The sequence below is a fragment of the Roseateles sp. P1_C6 genome (assembly GCF_056406315.1).
This window is the reverse complement of the sequence record NZ_JBFUAK010000006.1, coordinates 420,070-434,652: the sequence shown is the minus strand read 5'-3', so window position 1 is coordinate 434,652 and position 14,583 is coordinate 420,070. Positions and strand designations below refer to the sequence as shown.

The window sequence follows — 14,583 nt, the reverse complement described above, 5'->3', positions numbered from 1 at the left end:
CTCTTGGTCGCCGGCGCGCAGGTACTTCCTGATGGTGTTGCGAGACAGGCCGGTGCGTCGGGCTATCTCGCGGATGGACAGCTGCTCTCGCAGGGCCCACCGCCTGATGACACTCAGTGTCGCCACGTCAATCACTCCAGTGCTCCTGCCGCAAATAGCGGCAGGCTAGGGTTCATACGTGGGTCAGGTTTGAACGGAAATCACTGAATGGGGTGGGTCAGGTTTCGGAGGAAATCAACAACCTGCTCAACGCCATGATCGCACTCATCATCTCCTTCTTGAGGCTGCTCGGTGGGTACGTCATGGCGGCCGTCTGGTATCTGACGCGGGCTGCGGCCCGCGTGCAGGCCTATTGCGCACAACTGGCTTCCGAGGTCGATGAGCTGTTGGCCAATCGGCTAGCGACGGCGAACCCCAACGTCGTGGATGTGGAAGCTCGCGTGGTTCCGGAGCCCGCGCGCCCTAGCCCCTCTCGCCCGAAGAAGCCATTCCGCTACCAGCGCTCGCGTCGCATGTAAACAGGAGCGAAGAGCGGCTTCAACGTCGCGAAGTCGACATGCTTTAAGGACGCCGCGTCGACCAAGGCGAGGCTGCCGTTCAGCGAAGCATGGACATGCTTCAGCCATGGAGTCGATGCCGGCTGCACGGCGCTCGATCTGCCAGGCGAACCTATCATTCTTGGATGGGAATCAATCTCGCCATGTTGGGGGCAAAGCTCGCCAAGTACCGCGACCAGCTCAAGGAGTCGGTCGCGGAAGTTGGGGCGCTGACTGGCATTGACGCGGGTCGGTTGGAGCAAATCGAGGCCGGCGCCGCGGAGCCCACTGGCGATGAGGTCTTGATCCTCGCCGATCACTTCCAGTGCGATTTCAAGTTCTTCATCTCGAACGAGCGGGTCGCCCCCTTTGAACAGACCGACACGCTCTACCGCGCGCACGGGCAGGACTTCACGAAGGCCGATCGTCGGGCAGTTCAGGAGTTCTTGTATCTGTGCGAGACCGAAGCGTTCTTGATGGTCGAGCTGGGGCGTTCAGCCCACGAATTCGAGTTCGTGCCAAGGGGCACCTACATGAAGGCGCATGGCGAAGAAGCTGCCCACGCTCTGCGGGCAGCGCATGGCTATGGCGACCACGAAGTGCCGCGCGACGTCTACGACGAGTTCCGCAAAGCGGGGGTGCATCTCTTCAGACGGCACCTGGGCAACTCTGACATTTCAGGGCTCTTCATCAACCACCCGGTCGCCGGCAAGTGTGCGCTGGTCAACTACAGCGAGGATGTGTACCGGCAACGGTTCAGTGCGGCGCATGAAATGGCGCACGCCATATTCGACGGCGACGAACAGGCAAGCGTCTCCTACTACTCGCCGCGCGGGAAGGACCTGCGAGAAGTGCGGGCCAATAGATTTGCCTCGTGCTTCCTGATGCCGCCCGCTTTTCTTGCAGGCCTTCCCAACCCCCGCCGATGGAGCGACGAAGATGCGGTGAACTGGGCAAGCAAGCTGCGTGTGAGTTGTCACGCCCTTGGCATCGCGCTACGCGAGGCCCAGCTGGTAGACGACTTCCGTAGCCAGCAGATTCAGCAACTTCATGTGCCGAGAGACGCAAAGATTGACCCCGAACTACCGGAGAGCCTGACCGAGGTCCAGCGGGAGCGCAAGGCCCGCCTGCTGCAGCTGGGGCTGTCGGACTTCTATGTCGGGCTTTGCTTTGATGCTTGGAAAGAGGGCATCATCAGTGTCGGGCGCCTCGCCGAGGCGTTGTTGAGCAGTCCGGCGGAGTTGGCCGGGCTGGCATCTCTGTACGGACGGAGCCTCCATGGCCATTGACCCGTCCAAGTTCCACCTCATCAACGTCGCAGATACCTGCTCAGTGTGGAACGTGCTGTCCTCGCCGCGCCTCTACAGCGCAGCGAAAGAAGCGAAATGCGACTTCTGCATCACCGAGTTCGTACGGTACGAGTGCCTGGTCAAGCCGCGAAAGGCGCCCAGCGCGGCGGACGACAAGCTGATAAAGCGGCTGAAGACAGAGCAAGGTCGTGGCGCGTTCCGAGCACACGCTTGTTCGATTGATGATTTGCAAGCCATCGAAATGCTGGAGAAGCGAAAGCGCCTTGGCAAAGGTGAGCTTTCGTCTATTGCCTTTGCGATGAAGATTCGGCAGGCAGTGATCACTGACGATCAGAAGGCCCGCAAGCTAGCGTCAGACGCCGGTCACGCGCTGGTGCAGACGACACCGCATCTTTTTTCGTGGCTCATGTTCACAGGGAAGCTTGGAGACTCGGACAAGGCGCTCGTGATCCAACAGCACGAGGAGATGGACCAGGATCTCGCACCGCATTTCGAGAAGGCATATGCCATGGCGTTGGAGTGCAAACTCAACAGCGTGCCTCGCGGCTGAAAAGGTGAGCCCCTAGCAGCCCTCGCTCTTCTGTCTAGGCCGTCAGTGATGGCGAGCAAAGCCGCTAGCGTGATGCCGAATGCCTGGCCGTGACGTCGACTGCAATGCGGCCGCCCAACAGCGCGTCGCGGTGAGTCTTCTGCTCCTGCAGCTCCTCTGGGCTCGCCGGCGGCCCCTCCAAGGTATAGATGCTGCCGGACCTGGTCACGATCTGCCCCCCTGTGTATTCCAGTGGCCGTGAGCATCCAGTTCAGCACGATGAGCACGCGATCCGGTGCTCATGAGCACCGGCGGCGGCCCCGCACGAGCGCCACCTCAGCGATTGCTGACGGTCGCGACCGGCGTTCTCGCGGCAGCAATGTGCCCAAACACGCCGGCAGGCACTGTTCTCAGCCCACGTCGGTTCGATCAAGCATTGGGGATATCGCGTGCGCGCCAAATTTCCTGAACGGTGTCTGGACGGGTCCGAATGAGGCTGATTTTGGCGTTGCTGGACGGTTCGAGGAGTGCATGAAAGGTCTGCCTGGCCGCCGAAATTTCCGGGCTCAGCACGGCTACAACACCTCTGCTGATGGTCGCCCGGAGGTGGCCTATCGCCTCAGCGCCTCCCATAGGAAGGTCTGCCTCGGCGGGATTCCGCCTGTACTGGTAATTGCTGGTAATTCTCGATAATTGGGCGGGAAGAGCCGGTTGGGCTCCTCGGGGCCAGCGCCAAATTTACAGCGCTATCAGCTTAGGCCCTCCCTGGGCAACAGCCCCGGCGGGTATCGTCCATTGAGACAACCAACGACAGGTGGCGGGACCGCTTCGGGCTGGTTTCAGCCGCTCGGATCCGGCAGTCGAGCGGCTGCAAAGTGCCCAAAGGAGCCGTCGGCCGACCGGGCGCCTGGAGCCTTGGCTCCGTGCCGACCGGCCGTTGTGGAGGCGCCGGATCACGGCCTCGGATGTCGGCTTAGGGACAGGAAGCCGTCATCTCTTAGCTTGTGAAACAGCTATCCAAGCGATCTTGCCGCCGCTCACCGCGTCAAACTACGGTGATGCTGGACGGGCCGGACGGGTGATCTCGACCAAAGCTGCATGTCGCTGCAGTACTGAACAGATTGGCTGCTCCAATTCAATTTGGTCCCAGTTCAGACTGCGCAGGACCGTGCACTAGGTCGTTTGACCGCCTGCCGTCTCATATGTGCCGGCCGTGATAGCTGGCGACCATCGACAGGCACGCCAGCCCGCATTTCGCGGCTTCGATCTGAAAGACCACGGGCACGCGACGACGGCCCCATTCGAGCCTTGCCAGCTCCGGCAGGAAGGAGCCGCTCACGGCAGATACCCCTGCTTGAGATCCTTCTCGGACTCTACGGCCGTCACGGAGAAGCTACGTTCGCGCAGTAAGGACAGTAGGCCTGGCTGCGTCTTCCCCTGGACGATCAGATCCGGCAGGTGCATCGCGCCTACGACGGCTACGACACGCGCGTTGCGGGCCGAGACGTCCAGCAACCTGTTCAGCCAAAGCAGATTCCGGTTGCGCACGGCGATCTCATGAACGGCGGGTGTCCGAGCCGGGCTCGTGCCGGACAAGACTGCTGCCTGCGAGGACTGCGAGGTCGTGAATTCACACGCTGGCCGGCGGTCAATGCATGCCAGCGTGCTGACGAAAGAGGTTTCCAGGTCAGCGCTGGCTGCCTGCCATGACGTGCCGGCACGGTTGAGCCACTGCAGCAGGCGCTGGGCTCCCTGCAGTTGCTCGCGGAGGTACGCATCCCGGATGTCGGGCGCCGCGGCGCAAAGGGCGGCCCAACGGTCACCGATCGTTTCGATGGGCCGGATCTCGGGCAACGCCCGACCTGAGGCGTCCAGGCGAATCAGGCGCTGTGCCAGGCCGCGGAACAGGCCCTCGACGCCTTGGCGAGCCGGCGCGTCCTGTGCGGCAGCCAGGCGCTGCCATGCGACGCTCGAGAGCTGGGGTAGCACCACGTAGTCCAGCTCCAACTCGCCATGGCGCAGCAGCACGTCGCCATTGGAATTCCACGCCGGCTCGAACGCCTGGAATTGAAGGGTCAAGTCTCTGACGGTGGCCTTCGTTGCGTCGGTGTACGACGTTGCTCGCTTGTCGATCGGCAGGGCCGGCTTGCCGCCCGGTGGCGAGGCGCAATCCGCAGCCAGGTACATCGCATCGGCCGCGGTCGGATGCCACGGTGCACCGTTCTCGATCAGAGCCACCTGTGCCGCCCGGTATGCCGGCGCAATCACGCGCTCTGTGTAGCCATCGCCCTCCAGGCGGGTGCCGTAGTGGCTCTCGGCCACCACCAGGATGCGTGCATCCCCTCGACGCAGGACATATGCCCGGGCGTGCGCAACGGATGCAGCCGTCGCATCGCCGGCAATCAGCGCGAGGGCTGCCGTCATGGCCAGTGCGAACGACAAGCCGATTCGAGGGCGCCGCGCTGGACGAGCGGCGTCGAATGGTGGGATGGGGGTCAGGGGCGTCATATCAATGGACTGCGGCGAGCGGCAATCGGGATGCATGCGCAAAGCAGGCGGTAGATGGTTCGTCGGTTACCGGCGGCAGCGGCCGTTGAACCATTAGAACTGGATCGGCAGTTAACCTTCCAGCGATGGTCGATCTGGCGCGGTGGGCGGCTGCTATGCGCACCAAGCTGCCGACGGCCTGCCGGTCCGCGTCCCGGGGGCAGGTCAGTGCCCAAAGCGGTCATCGACCAATCCGCCGAACCAGTGGAGAGGACCGGTTTGAGCGATCACTCGAATCGGCTGCGGCGAGTGAGTCGCGTGCGAAGTCTTCTGCCCATTGCACCACCCAAGGCCGCCAGGGCGATGCTGGCCAGCCCCGGCGCGGCGGGTTCGGGCACCGTTCTCGTTGCCCGTTCGGACACGGATACATCGTCGAGATAGAAGAAGGCGGGCTCGTGGAAGAAGGTGAACCGCAGGTCGGTGGCGGTCCCCGTCGCGGTCAGCGCCACGGTGTACTGCTGGTAGCTCGTGGCTGGCATATCCGTCAGGCTGACTTCCAAGGCGCCATCATCCCAATTGAAGTCGAAAGAGTTTGGCGTTCCCGATTCGGCGCGCAGCCAGAAGCTCACGTCGTAAGTGGCGCCTGCCTGGGTCGCGAGGGTCTGAAAGATTCCTCCCGGCCCGCTGAGCGAGCCAAAGTTCGCTCCGAAGTCGCCGCTGTGGACCGCATTGCCTGCGCCAACGGAAGAAAAGTCGGTGTCGCCGAACTGGGTCCAACCGGTGAAATCCCCTGCCTCGAAGCCACCGTTGACGACAGGGGCGGCATGCACGATGCCGGCAGACATCAGCGCGCACAACGCAACAGCGTATCTGTTCATATTTGACCTTCGTAGTTGAGAGCTCGGCCGCGTGGCCTCATTGGATGACGACGTTGTTACCGAGCCCGCCGTCGAGCACATCGTTGCCGGGGCCGCCGATCAGCACGTCGTCGCCGTCGCCGCCAAAGAGCGTGTCGGCGCCGTCGCCACCGAACAAGACGTCGTCACCCATGCCGCCGTCGGCCACCAGCTGGATGCTGCCTGCACTCAGCCCGCTGGCATCAACGACATCGTCCCCGCCCAACGCGTTGATCACCAGGCGGTCAAGGCTGGCCTCGAAGTTTTCGATGATCACGGTAGCCGCCAAGCCGATCACCTGCACCGTGTTGCCGTTGCGGATGACCTGAATCACGTCGTCGCCGTCCGTGCCCTGTAGCACGATGGTGTCGGCCTGGCCGTCTCCGGTGCTGCCTCCAGTCGAGCCGGCCAGATTGATGTGCACCTCGTCTACATCGGTGCCCGAGAGATCGCCAACTGTGATGGTGTCGGCACCGCCCAGCGCGTTGTAATCAATCACTTCGGTGTCATTGAGGTCCATCACCACGTTGGCGACGTCTCGGGAGAAGAGCACGCGGGCACCGTTCGCCGAGATCTGAATTTTCTCAGCTATGTTGGCGCCGTTGAACAGCATCGCGTCGCGTCCGGCCTGGCCTTCGATGATGTCGTTGTCATCGCCCGGGTTCCAGACGAAGGTGTCATCGCCAGCGCCCATCAGCGCGGTGTCGTTGCCGTCGCCGCCGCTGATGAGGTCATTGCCGGCACCGCCGATCATCGTGTCGCGGCCCAAGCCGCCGTTGAGTGTGAGCAGCGGGCCGTTGACCTGCAGGCCGCTGGCGTTCATGACATCGTCGCCGGCCTGGCCGTTCAGAACGATGCGGTCCAGACCCGCGTCCATGAAGGACACAGCGGTGCTGCTGCCCTGGCCGAAGATCTTCACACCGTTGGCGTTGCCGGTGATGTTGAAGGTGTCGCTGCCCTGAGTAGCGTTCACCGTCACCGTATCGGCTGCGCCATCGGCCACACCGGCCGCGCCGCGCAGGTCGATCAGCACCTGCGTCACGTCGGTCCCGACGAGGTCGCCGACGATGATGTTGTCTGCACCGCCAAGCGCACGGAAGTCGATCTTCTCGACGTCGTTCATATCCATTGTCACGTTGGCCACGTCGCGCAGGAACAGCGTGCGGCCGCCATTGGCGGCGATGTTGACGGTTTCGGAGGCGTTGGAGCCGGAGAACTGCATCGTGTCCCTGCCGTCCTGGCCTTCGAGCGTATCGCTGCCGTCGCCCGGGTTCCACTGGAACACGTCGTCACCGGCGCCCATCAGGGCCATGTCGTCTCCGTTGTCACCGACCATCAAGTCGTTGCCGTCGCCGCCAAGCAGACTGTCGGCGCCCTGGCTGCCCCACAGGGTGTCGTTGCCGGCGCCGCCATCGAGCACGAGCTTCATCACGCCCGCAGGCAGGGCGGTCGCCGTGATCCTGTCGCTGGCATTGCCGCCATTCACCACAAGCGTGTCGTTCGCGCCTTCGGCGTTGCTGATCGACACCTGAGCGAAAAGCCCGACGACGGTGACGCCGCTGCCGGCACCGGAAATGTCGACGATGTCGTTGCTACCCGTTCCTTGCAGCACGACGCTGTCGGCCGCCCCGTCGCCTGCGCTGCCGCCTATCGTGCCCGCCAGGTTCACGTTCACCTGGCGCAGGTCGGTGCCACTCATGTCGTTAACGGTCAACGTGTCACTGCCACCCAGTGCTGCCAGGTCGATGCGTTCGACGTTGTCGAGGTCCATCACGATGTTGGCGACGTTGCGCGTCTGGCGCACGCGGCCGCCGTTGGCTGCGACGTCGAACACCTCGCCGATGTTGCTGCCGTTGAAGGCCATGCGATCGTCGCCGCCGCCGCCGTCTACGGTGTCGCTGCCGTCGCCCGGGTCCCACTGGAACACGTCCTGGCCCTCGCCGAGGAAGATGCTGTCGTTGCCTTGCTGGCCGTCGATGAAGTCGTCGCCTTCGCCGCCGAACAGAAAGTCTGCGCCGTTGCTGCCAAGTATGGTGTCGTTGCCCGTGCCGCCGTCGACGGTGATCTCGATCAGCGCCGCCAGGTTGCCTGTGGCGCTGAAGGTGTCGTCGCCGCCGTTCATGTTGACGACCAGACGCTCTGTGGTGCCAATGTCCAGAGCGAACGGCGCCGGGTTCAGGCGGTCGAAGCGCACGCGCGTGCCGTTGGCAGTGGCCGTGAAGGCTTCGGAGCCGTTGCCGCCATTGACTTCAGCGGTGTCGGTACCGGCGCCACCTTCGAACAGGTCACTGTCGTCGCCCGGGTTCCAGATCAGGCGGTCGTTGCCGGCCTCGCCGAACATCTGATCATCTCCATCGCCGCCGGTGAGCACATCGTCGCCTTCGCCGCCGAACAGGAGGTCGGAACCGCCCTTGCCCAGCAGCGTGTCGTTGTCGCCCTGGCCGAACAATTGGTCGGCGCTCGAGCCACCGGTCAGCAGGTCGTTGCCGGCGCCACCGAAGAGGTTGGCTCTCGGCAGGGCGCCGTTGCTTTCGTCGAGCGCGATCACGTCGTTGCCGCCCTGGCTGAAGACCTGGATCAGCGACGTGTTCGCCACGGTGGGCGAGCCACCGATCACTGACACGGCGCCGCCGTTAACCAACAGTTGACCGGCGGCGTTGCGACCCACGGTGATGGTGTTGTCCAGGAGGTCGCCGAATACGGTGAGCGTGCCACCGGAGAAATTGCCGCCGATGGCGTCTGTTTCGGCTTCGGGCACCAGCAGGCCTGGACTCAAGGCCTGTTTGGCGGCGTCGACGTTGGCGCCTCGTTCCAGCGCCCCGCCGAGCGTGGACGTCTGGCCGATGGGGACGCGGGTCTGGGTCGTAAGCATGATGATTCTTTCGATGCAGGGCAGATGTGGAGGAAACGGATTTCAGACACGGTCACGGCTCGCGTAGCGCGCGGCGGCTGAACAGGTCCAACGGGCCGGCGAGGTAGCCGATGAGGCTGCGCGCGCCGGTGGAGACGTACACCTCGGCGGGCAGGCCGGGTTGAAGCGGTGGCAGGCCGGCGCGTTCAAGGGCCGCGGCGTCCACCTCGACGGTGGCGTGGAACCACGTCCGGCCGGTGGTCGCGTCTACGCTGCGGTCGGGCGCGACCGTGGCCACGCGTGCCGGCAATGCCTGCGCGTGCCGCATTGCGCTGCCCAGCAGCTTGACCTCGGCGCTGCCCCCGGCGCGCACGTGCTCGACGTCCGAGGTGGCGATGCGGGCCTCGAACACCAGCCTCTCCTTCGACGGCACCAGGTCGAGCAGCACCTCGCGCGGCCCGACCACGGCGCCGGTGGCCGCCACGCGCAGCGCCATGACTGTGCCGTCGGCCGGGGCCCGCACGGTCTGGCGCTCGGACTGGTCGCGGCTGGGCTGCAGGCGTTCTTCCACCTCGCGCAGCAGCGCGCCCGCTTCGCGCAGTTCGTCGGCGGCCTGGGCTTGCGCCTGCAGGCGCAACTCGGCAATGCGCGCTCCTATTTCGCTGCCGCGTTGCCGTACAGCCGCCAGGTTGCCTTGGTGTTCGGCCAGGCGGGCCGCGTAGTCGGCGCTGATGCGCTGCAGGCCGATGAGACGTGAGCGGTGCACGTAGCCCTGGTCGGCCAGGCGCTCGTTCATCGTCAGCTCCTCGTTGGACAACGAGGCCGAAGCGTTCGTGGACGCGATTTGACGTTGCAGCGCCGTGACCTGGGCCTGCGCTTGTTCGGCCTGGGCCCGCAGTTGCATGGTTTGTTCTTCGAGCGTGCGGCGACGCGCTGCGAACAGCGCGCGCTCGCGGGCGACGTGGCCGGCGGCCGCGGCATCCTGGTTCAAGTCCGCGGGCACCTCGAAGGCGGGCGCGCCGCTGGCCTCTGCCTCTGCGCGCGCCACCCGCAGCCGCTGCGCGCGGCGCTGGTCCTGCAGCACGGCGAGCGAGGCATCGGTGCGCAGGTCGCCCACCACCATCAAGGCCTGGCCGACCTTCACGGCTTGGCCTTCGCGCACCAGGATCTCTCGCACGATGCCGCCCTCGGCATGCTGCACCGTCTTGCGATTGAGCTCGACCTTTACCTCTGCCGGTGCCACCACGGCGCCGGCGATGGGTGCCAGCGCCGACCAGACGCCGACCAGCGTCACCGCCGTCGTCAACGTCACCAGGGCCTGAAGCATCAGGCGACGGACTGCGCGGCGGGCTTCGACCGGCGCATCGGCCTGCAGCAGTGCGGTGGCGAGGGTGGTGTTCATGGCGGCGCGTTTCGATGACGGGGGCGTGTCGATCTCACGAAGGAAGTCAAGCTGTAGCCGCGACGGCATTCACCGCGCGTATGTGCGACACCACAGTGCCCATGGCCTCCAGCTGCCCGTCCTTGAGGACTGCCACCTTGTCGAGCGCCGCCAGAACCGGCTTGCGGTGTGTGACGACGACCACCGTCGTGCCGTTGGTTTTCAAGGTGCGCAGTGCGGTGACGAGCGCCGCCTGACCCTCGCTGTCGAGGTGGGCGTCCGGTTCATCCAGCACCACCAACTTGGGCGTGCCATACAGCGCGCGCGCCAGGGCGATGCGCTGCCGCTGGCCGCCCGAGAGCTGGGTGCCGCCATCACCCAGCGGCGTGTCGTAGCCCTGAGGCAGTTGCAGGATGAGTTCGTGGGCGCCGGCGCACTGAGCCGCGGCAACCACGGCTTCGGCATCTACCGGTCCCAGGCGGGCGATGTTCTCGGCCACGCTTGCTGCGAACAGCTCCACGTCCTGCGGCAGGTAGCCGATGTGCGGTTCCAGGCGCGTGCGGTCCCAGTGCGCGATGTCGGCGCCGTCCAGCCGCACATGGCCGGCCAGAGGCCGCCACAAACCCAGCAACAGGCGCACCAGCGTGCTCTTGCCCGAACCGCTGGCGCCGACCAGCCCGAGGCTTTCGCCGGGTGCGAGTGTCAGGTCCAGCCCCTTGATGACTGCCGGGCGCTCGCGGCTCGTGGCAAACACTAGGCGCTGCACATCCAACCGCCCCACGGGCACGGGCAGCGGCAGCCGCTCGGATTCAAAGGCAGCGGTGGATGCGTCGGCCAGACGCGCCCACGCGGCGCGCGCCTGCACCAGCTTGTGCCAGCCCCCGATGAGCTGAGCCGCCGGTTGCAGCGCACGGCCCACCAGCAGGGTAGTGGCCACCATGATGCCGGGCGACGCATGATCGACGATCACCAGCCACGCTCCATAGGCCAGCAGGCCGGCCTGCAGCCCTTGCTGCAGCAGCCGCGCACTGGACGCCAGCACCGCGCTGCGGACCGACAGCGCATGCAGCGCTTCGGCCAGCCGCGCCTGTTGTTGTGCAGCGTGGTCCACCGCGTGCCGGCTGCTCCCGAGGCCGACGATGGCTTCGGCACGACGCAGGAGCGCCGTGCTCCCATGCTGTGCGCTGCGGGTGTGGCGCTGCACGGCCTCGGCCTGCACGCTGGTGAGGCGGTTCGTCAGGGCGCCCAGCGCGAAGAGCGCCAGCGCGCCCGCCGCCGCGGCCAGGCCCAGCGGCACGCTCATCAGCAGGATCACCGCCAGATACAGCGGCAGCCACGGCACGTCGAACAGCACGACGATGCCGCCGGTCATGTAGCTGCGCAGCAAGGCCACGTCGCGCAGAGGGTCGGCCGGCTCCAGCGCCGCGTTCTGAGGCGATGCGCGCCGCTCCAGCATGCGGCGCAGGGCCAGAGGCCACAGCACGCGCGATAAGGTCGCACCGGCGGCTTCGACGGCGCGCGTGCGTGTCAGGTCCATGACCCAGGCGAGTAACAGCGCGACGACCACCAGCGCCGAGAGCATCACCAGCGTCTCGACGCTGCGGCTTGTGAACACGCGCTCGAAGACCTGAAGCGTGAACAGCGACGGGACGAGCAGCGCCAGGTTCAACACCAGGCTGCATCCTGCCGCCAGCAGCACCGCGGGACGCAGCGGGCGGGAAAACAGCCAGCCGGCGTGATGCGCGGAAAGCGAGTTGGAGTTTGTCGCCATGCCTGTGTTGTCACGTTGATGGGCTATCGCTGTGGCCGATGCCGTGGGTTCTTCTGAGAAGTCGCGGTCTGGACTTACCCGGGTTTCGCGCCGCTTTGCTCTTGGGTCCGCCTCTTGTTTCAGCCGTGCATCCGTGCCCAAAGAGGATCCGTGAACCGGGCTCACTTGAGCTCTCATCAGCAAACATGCCCCTACGTAGGTGACATGGCGGAGGACGAAACTCGCGTTCTGAAACGGTTCTGCCGCCAGGCGCCGCCGGATCTAGACGCACTCACCGCCGTAAAGGTCGTCCACTCGCTCAGTTGCAGACTCGACGCGCCCCATTGGATGGTGGGGCTGTGATCGTTGTCATCCCCCACATTCGCGCAATGGCCGTCACCGCATTCTTAAGTTTGATGACGGTTTGAACCTAGGCAGCAGAGACGAAGGCGGCTTGAATGGCAGCAACCGCTGCGGCGCCGCCTTCGACGTCAATCTCGACCTTTCGCTTCGGCAACTTTTCAGAACCTTGGACGAAGCCTGCAGAGGACTGCACCCAGCCTTCAGGCAACAGCAACTGACGCGCAGCAGCTCTGCAGCGTTCTCGGTCGAGCGCGGGGTGACGCCCATCCGCTGGCCCAGCCGCATGAACGGGCCGCTTCAGTTGCGTGAAGCCATACGCTGGCTATCGCAGGAGACGCGCGGGTTCCAGTCTGAGAAGCTGCCGCTGGGGTTCTCCTCCCAGGCCCAGACGTGCAGCTCATAGAACGCGGGCAGCGCATAGCGGTTGGGCTCACCGACAAAGTTGGCGAGGTGCCCGTCAACCTGCGGCGCTGTGCCGGGCGGGTTGCGGCCTGCCCATTCGCTTGCGAGCACCAGGTATTCCACGCCGACGAGGCGGTAGGTACCGCCGCGCTCGGGCTCGTAGATCAGCAGTTCGGGCTCGTCGGCCTTCAGCAGTCCGTCGTGCAGCCGCTCGGGCTTGATGAAGTGCACGCCCATCGCCCCCTCGTTGGGGCCGCTGACGCAAGGCGTGGCCTGCACCCAGCCTTCGCCCAGTGCCACGTTGATGTCGAAGTAGCGCCGCGTCGCGTGGCGCACCTTGTTCACGAGCGGCGCGGTGATCGCGTTTTCGCCACCTCCGTGGTTGTGTCCGGCCGCCGTGGTCATGTCGACCGCCATCGCGCCGGAGGACAGCGCGATCGGCAGCATCAGCGCCGCGGCGCGAACGAATCGGGGGAGGCCAGCGCGCCGCGGCGCGTTGATGTGTGTCGTGTGGGTCATGAGGTTCCTGTGCCGGACAAGGCGGCGATTGAGTTGTCGAAACGCGGCCCGCAGCAGGGCAGGTCGCCGTGGGGAGATCGCAGACGCGGCGCCAAACCGGACATACCCCCCACGAATCGCACAGGAATGTCCAGTTCGCGGCCGCAATCGCGATTCCCCCGAACGCCGGATTCGTCCAAGGCCCGCGCCGCGGCGCCACCGGTCCGGCGTTCTTGCTTGCCCCCACCATGCCTTCCTTCTTCGACTTCACGTGCCTCGTCGGCCCCGCCTCCGCGCTCGCACTGGCCGCCATCTACACGACCGCCGCCGTCTTCAGCGGCCTGTCCGGCTTCGGCTTCTCGGCCATCGGTTGCTTGAGTCTGATGGTGCTGCCGCCACAGCTCGGCATCGCCGTGCTGATGGGCTTGTCGCTGCTGACGCAGGCCTTCAGCCTCGGCTCGCTGTGGCGCGAGTTGCGTTGCCACGCTGGTCCATGGCACCGGCGCGATGGCGTGCTGCCCTACCTCGCGGGCGGCACCGTGGGCATGCCCATCGGCTTGCGGGTGCTGGCTGCCGCCGGTACGGCAGAGCTGACGGCGGGCCTCGGCGCGCTACTGGTGGCCTATGCGGCATGGTGCCTGTTCAAGCCGGCGGCGCTGCGACTGTCCGAGCGGGCGTCCAGCCCCGGCTGCTCGTTCATCGTCGGCGCGGCGGGCGGCATCGTCGGCGGGTTCTCCGCCTTCCCTGGCTCTGCGATGCTAGTGTGGAACAGCCTGCACGGCATAGGCAAGCACCAGGGCCGGGCACTGACACAGCCGTTCATCCTGTGGATGCAGCTGGTCGGCTTGGCCGTGCTCGCGCTGGTCAGGCCACAGCTGTTCAGTCACAGCTTCTGGATGATTCTCGCGGCAGCGGCGCCGGCGGCCTTGCTGGGCAACCTCGCTGGCGTGGCCATCTACCGACGCACGGGCGATGTGGGCTATCGCAAAATCACGCTGGCCGCGCTCGGCGTGGCCGGCCTTGGGCTGCTATTCAAGGCCGTGCTGACGCGCTAACTCATCGCATACCGCAGCAGCAAACGGGCCTTTTCCCACTGGCGCTGCACCGTGCGCTCGGACACCCGCCGCATCGCCGCAATTTCCGCGAATGTGAAACCGCAGAAGAACTTCAGGTCGACCACCTCGGCCAGTCCGGCGTCGAGCGCTGCCAGCTCCTCCATCGCCTCGGCCAGGTGGTCGATCTGGTCTGGCGGTGCGGGCGACACGGCGTCGATGTTGTCGGCGTCCAGCGACGTGACGACGAAGCCACCGCCGCGTTTGTGGGCGCAGCGCGCACGCAGCCGGTCGATAAGCAGGCCTCGCATCGTGCGCGCCGCGTAGGCAAGAAAGGAGCCTGGCGTTTCGAAGGCTAGCCGGCTGCGTTTGCCGATGTCCAGCCAGGCCTCGTGCACCAGCGTCTCGGCGCCAACGAGGTGCTGCCAGCCGCTGCGGCGCACCTCGCGCCGGGCCATTCGGCGCAATTCTTCATACAGCGAATCGAAAAGGTGGTTCATAGACATTCGGTTCCCAGGCTCAAGTCGA

General features: G+C 65.6%; 13 protein-coding genes. 4 read left to right on the top strand and 9 right to left on the bottom strand.

What is annotated here, in order from left to right; all coding sequences use genetic code 11:
* On the bottom strand, positions 1-135 hold a 135-nt coding region (locus AC1D29_RS16090; protein ID WP_477899123.1), incomplete at its 3' end, for a sigma factor-like helix-turn-helix DNA-binding protein.
* A gap of 119 nt (positions 136-254) precedes the next feature.
* Between AC1D29_RS16090 and AC1D29_RS16085 the strand changes: the two genes are divergently transcribed.
* The 3 genes from AC1D29_RS16085 (at position 255) to AC1D29_RS16075 (ending at position 2,396) form a co-directional block, all read left to right on the top strand.
* A complete protein-coding gene (locus AC1D29_RS16085; RefSeq protein ID WP_477899115.1) occupies positions 255-518 on the top strand; it encodes a hypothetical protein in 264 nt (87 codons plus the stop codon).
* A 164-nt stretch (positions 519-682) separates the two neighbouring features.
* Positions 683-1,825 carry an ImmA/IrrE family metallo-endopeptidase gene (locus tag AC1D29_RS16080; RefSeq protein WP_477899113.1) on the top strand — a complete coding sequence of 381 codons (1,143 nt, stop codon included), beginning with the start codon at positions 683-685 and terminating at the stop codon, positions 1,823-1,825.
* Complete coding sequence (locus AC1D29_RS16075; RefSeq protein ID WP_477899111.1) at positions 1,815-2,396, top strand: PIN domain-containing protein; 582 nt, start codon at positions 1,815-1,817, stop codon at positions 2,394-2,396. The genes AC1D29_RS16080 and AC1D29_RS16075 overlap by 11 nt, the downstream gene beginning before the upstream one ends.
* A 1,177-nt stretch (positions 2,397-3,573) precedes the next feature.
* Here the strand turns inward: AC1D29_RS16075 and AC1D29_RS16070 are convergent.
* The 7 genes from AC1D29_RS16070 to AC1D29_RS16040 all read right to left on the bottom strand — a co-directional run bounded on the left by AC1D29_RS16070 (position 3,574) and on the right by AC1D29_RS16040 (position 13,024).
* Complete coding sequence (locus tag AC1D29_RS16070; RefSeq protein ID WP_477899109.1) at positions 3,574-3,714, bottom strand: cysteine peptidase family C39 domain-containing protein; 141 nt, start codon at positions 3,712-3,714, stop codon at positions 3,574-3,576.
* Positions 3,711-4,817 (bottom strand): TraB/GumN family protein, encoded by a 1,107-nt coding sequence (locus AC1D29_RS16065; RefSeq protein WP_477899107.1) that lies wholly within the window; start codon positions 4,815-4,817, stop codon positions 3,711-3,713. The genes AC1D29_RS16070 and AC1D29_RS16065 overlap by 4 nt, the downstream gene beginning before the upstream one ends.
* A 332-nt stretch (positions 4,818-5,149) precedes the next feature.
* Positions 5,150-5,740 (bottom strand): carbohydrate binding domain-containing protein, encoded by a 591-nt coding sequence (locus AC1D29_RS16060; RefSeq protein WP_477899105.1) that lies wholly within the window; start codon positions 5,738-5,740, stop codon positions 5,150-5,152.
* Positions 5,741-5,777: 37 nt separating this feature from the next.
* Positions 5,778-8,630 carry a hypothetical protein gene (locus AC1D29_RS16055; protein WP_477899103.1) on the bottom strand — a complete coding sequence of 951 codons (2,853 nt, stop codon included), beginning with the start codon at positions 8,628-8,630 and terminating at the stop codon, positions 5,778-5,780.
* 52 nt (positions 8,631-8,682) lie between these two features.
* On the bottom strand, positions 8,683-10,011 hold the full coding sequence (locus AC1D29_RS16050) for an HlyD family type I secretion periplasmic adaptor subunit (RefSeq protein ID WP_477899101.1): 1,329 nt from the start codon (positions 10,009-10,011) through the stop codon (positions 8,683-8,685).
* A gap of 46 nt (positions 10,012-10,057) precedes the next feature.
* Positions 10,058-11,761 (bottom strand): type I secretion system permease/ATPase, encoded by a 1,704-nt coding sequence (locus AC1D29_RS16045; protein ID WP_477899099.1) that lies wholly within the window; start codon positions 11,759-11,761, stop codon positions 10,058-10,060.
* A gap of 639 nt (positions 11,762-12,400) precedes the next feature.
* Positions 12,401-13,024, bottom strand: a complete 624-nt coding sequence (locus AC1D29_RS16040; protein ID WP_477899097.1) for a hypothetical protein — start codon at positions 13,022-13,024, stop codon at positions 12,401-12,403.
* Between the two features lie 227 nt (positions 13,025-13,251).
* On the opposite strand from AC1D29_RS16040, the gene AC1D29_RS16035 reads away from it, so the two are divergent.
* Positions 13,252-14,058 carry a TSUP family transporter gene (locus AC1D29_RS16035; protein WP_477899095.1) on the top strand — a complete coding sequence of 269 codons (807 nt, stop codon included), beginning with the start codon at positions 13,252-13,254 and terminating at the stop codon, positions 14,056-14,058.
* Here AC1D29_RS16035 and AC1D29_RS16030 read toward each other — a convergent pair.
* Positions 14,055-14,555 carry an ECF-type sigma factor gene (locus tag AC1D29_RS16030; RefSeq protein ID WP_477899121.1) on the bottom strand — a complete coding sequence of 167 codons (501 nt, stop codon included), beginning with the start codon at positions 14,553-14,555 and terminating at the stop codon, positions 14,055-14,057. The genes AC1D29_RS16035 and AC1D29_RS16030 overlap by 4 nt on opposite strands.
* Positions 14,556-14,583 lie beyond the last annotated feature (28 nt).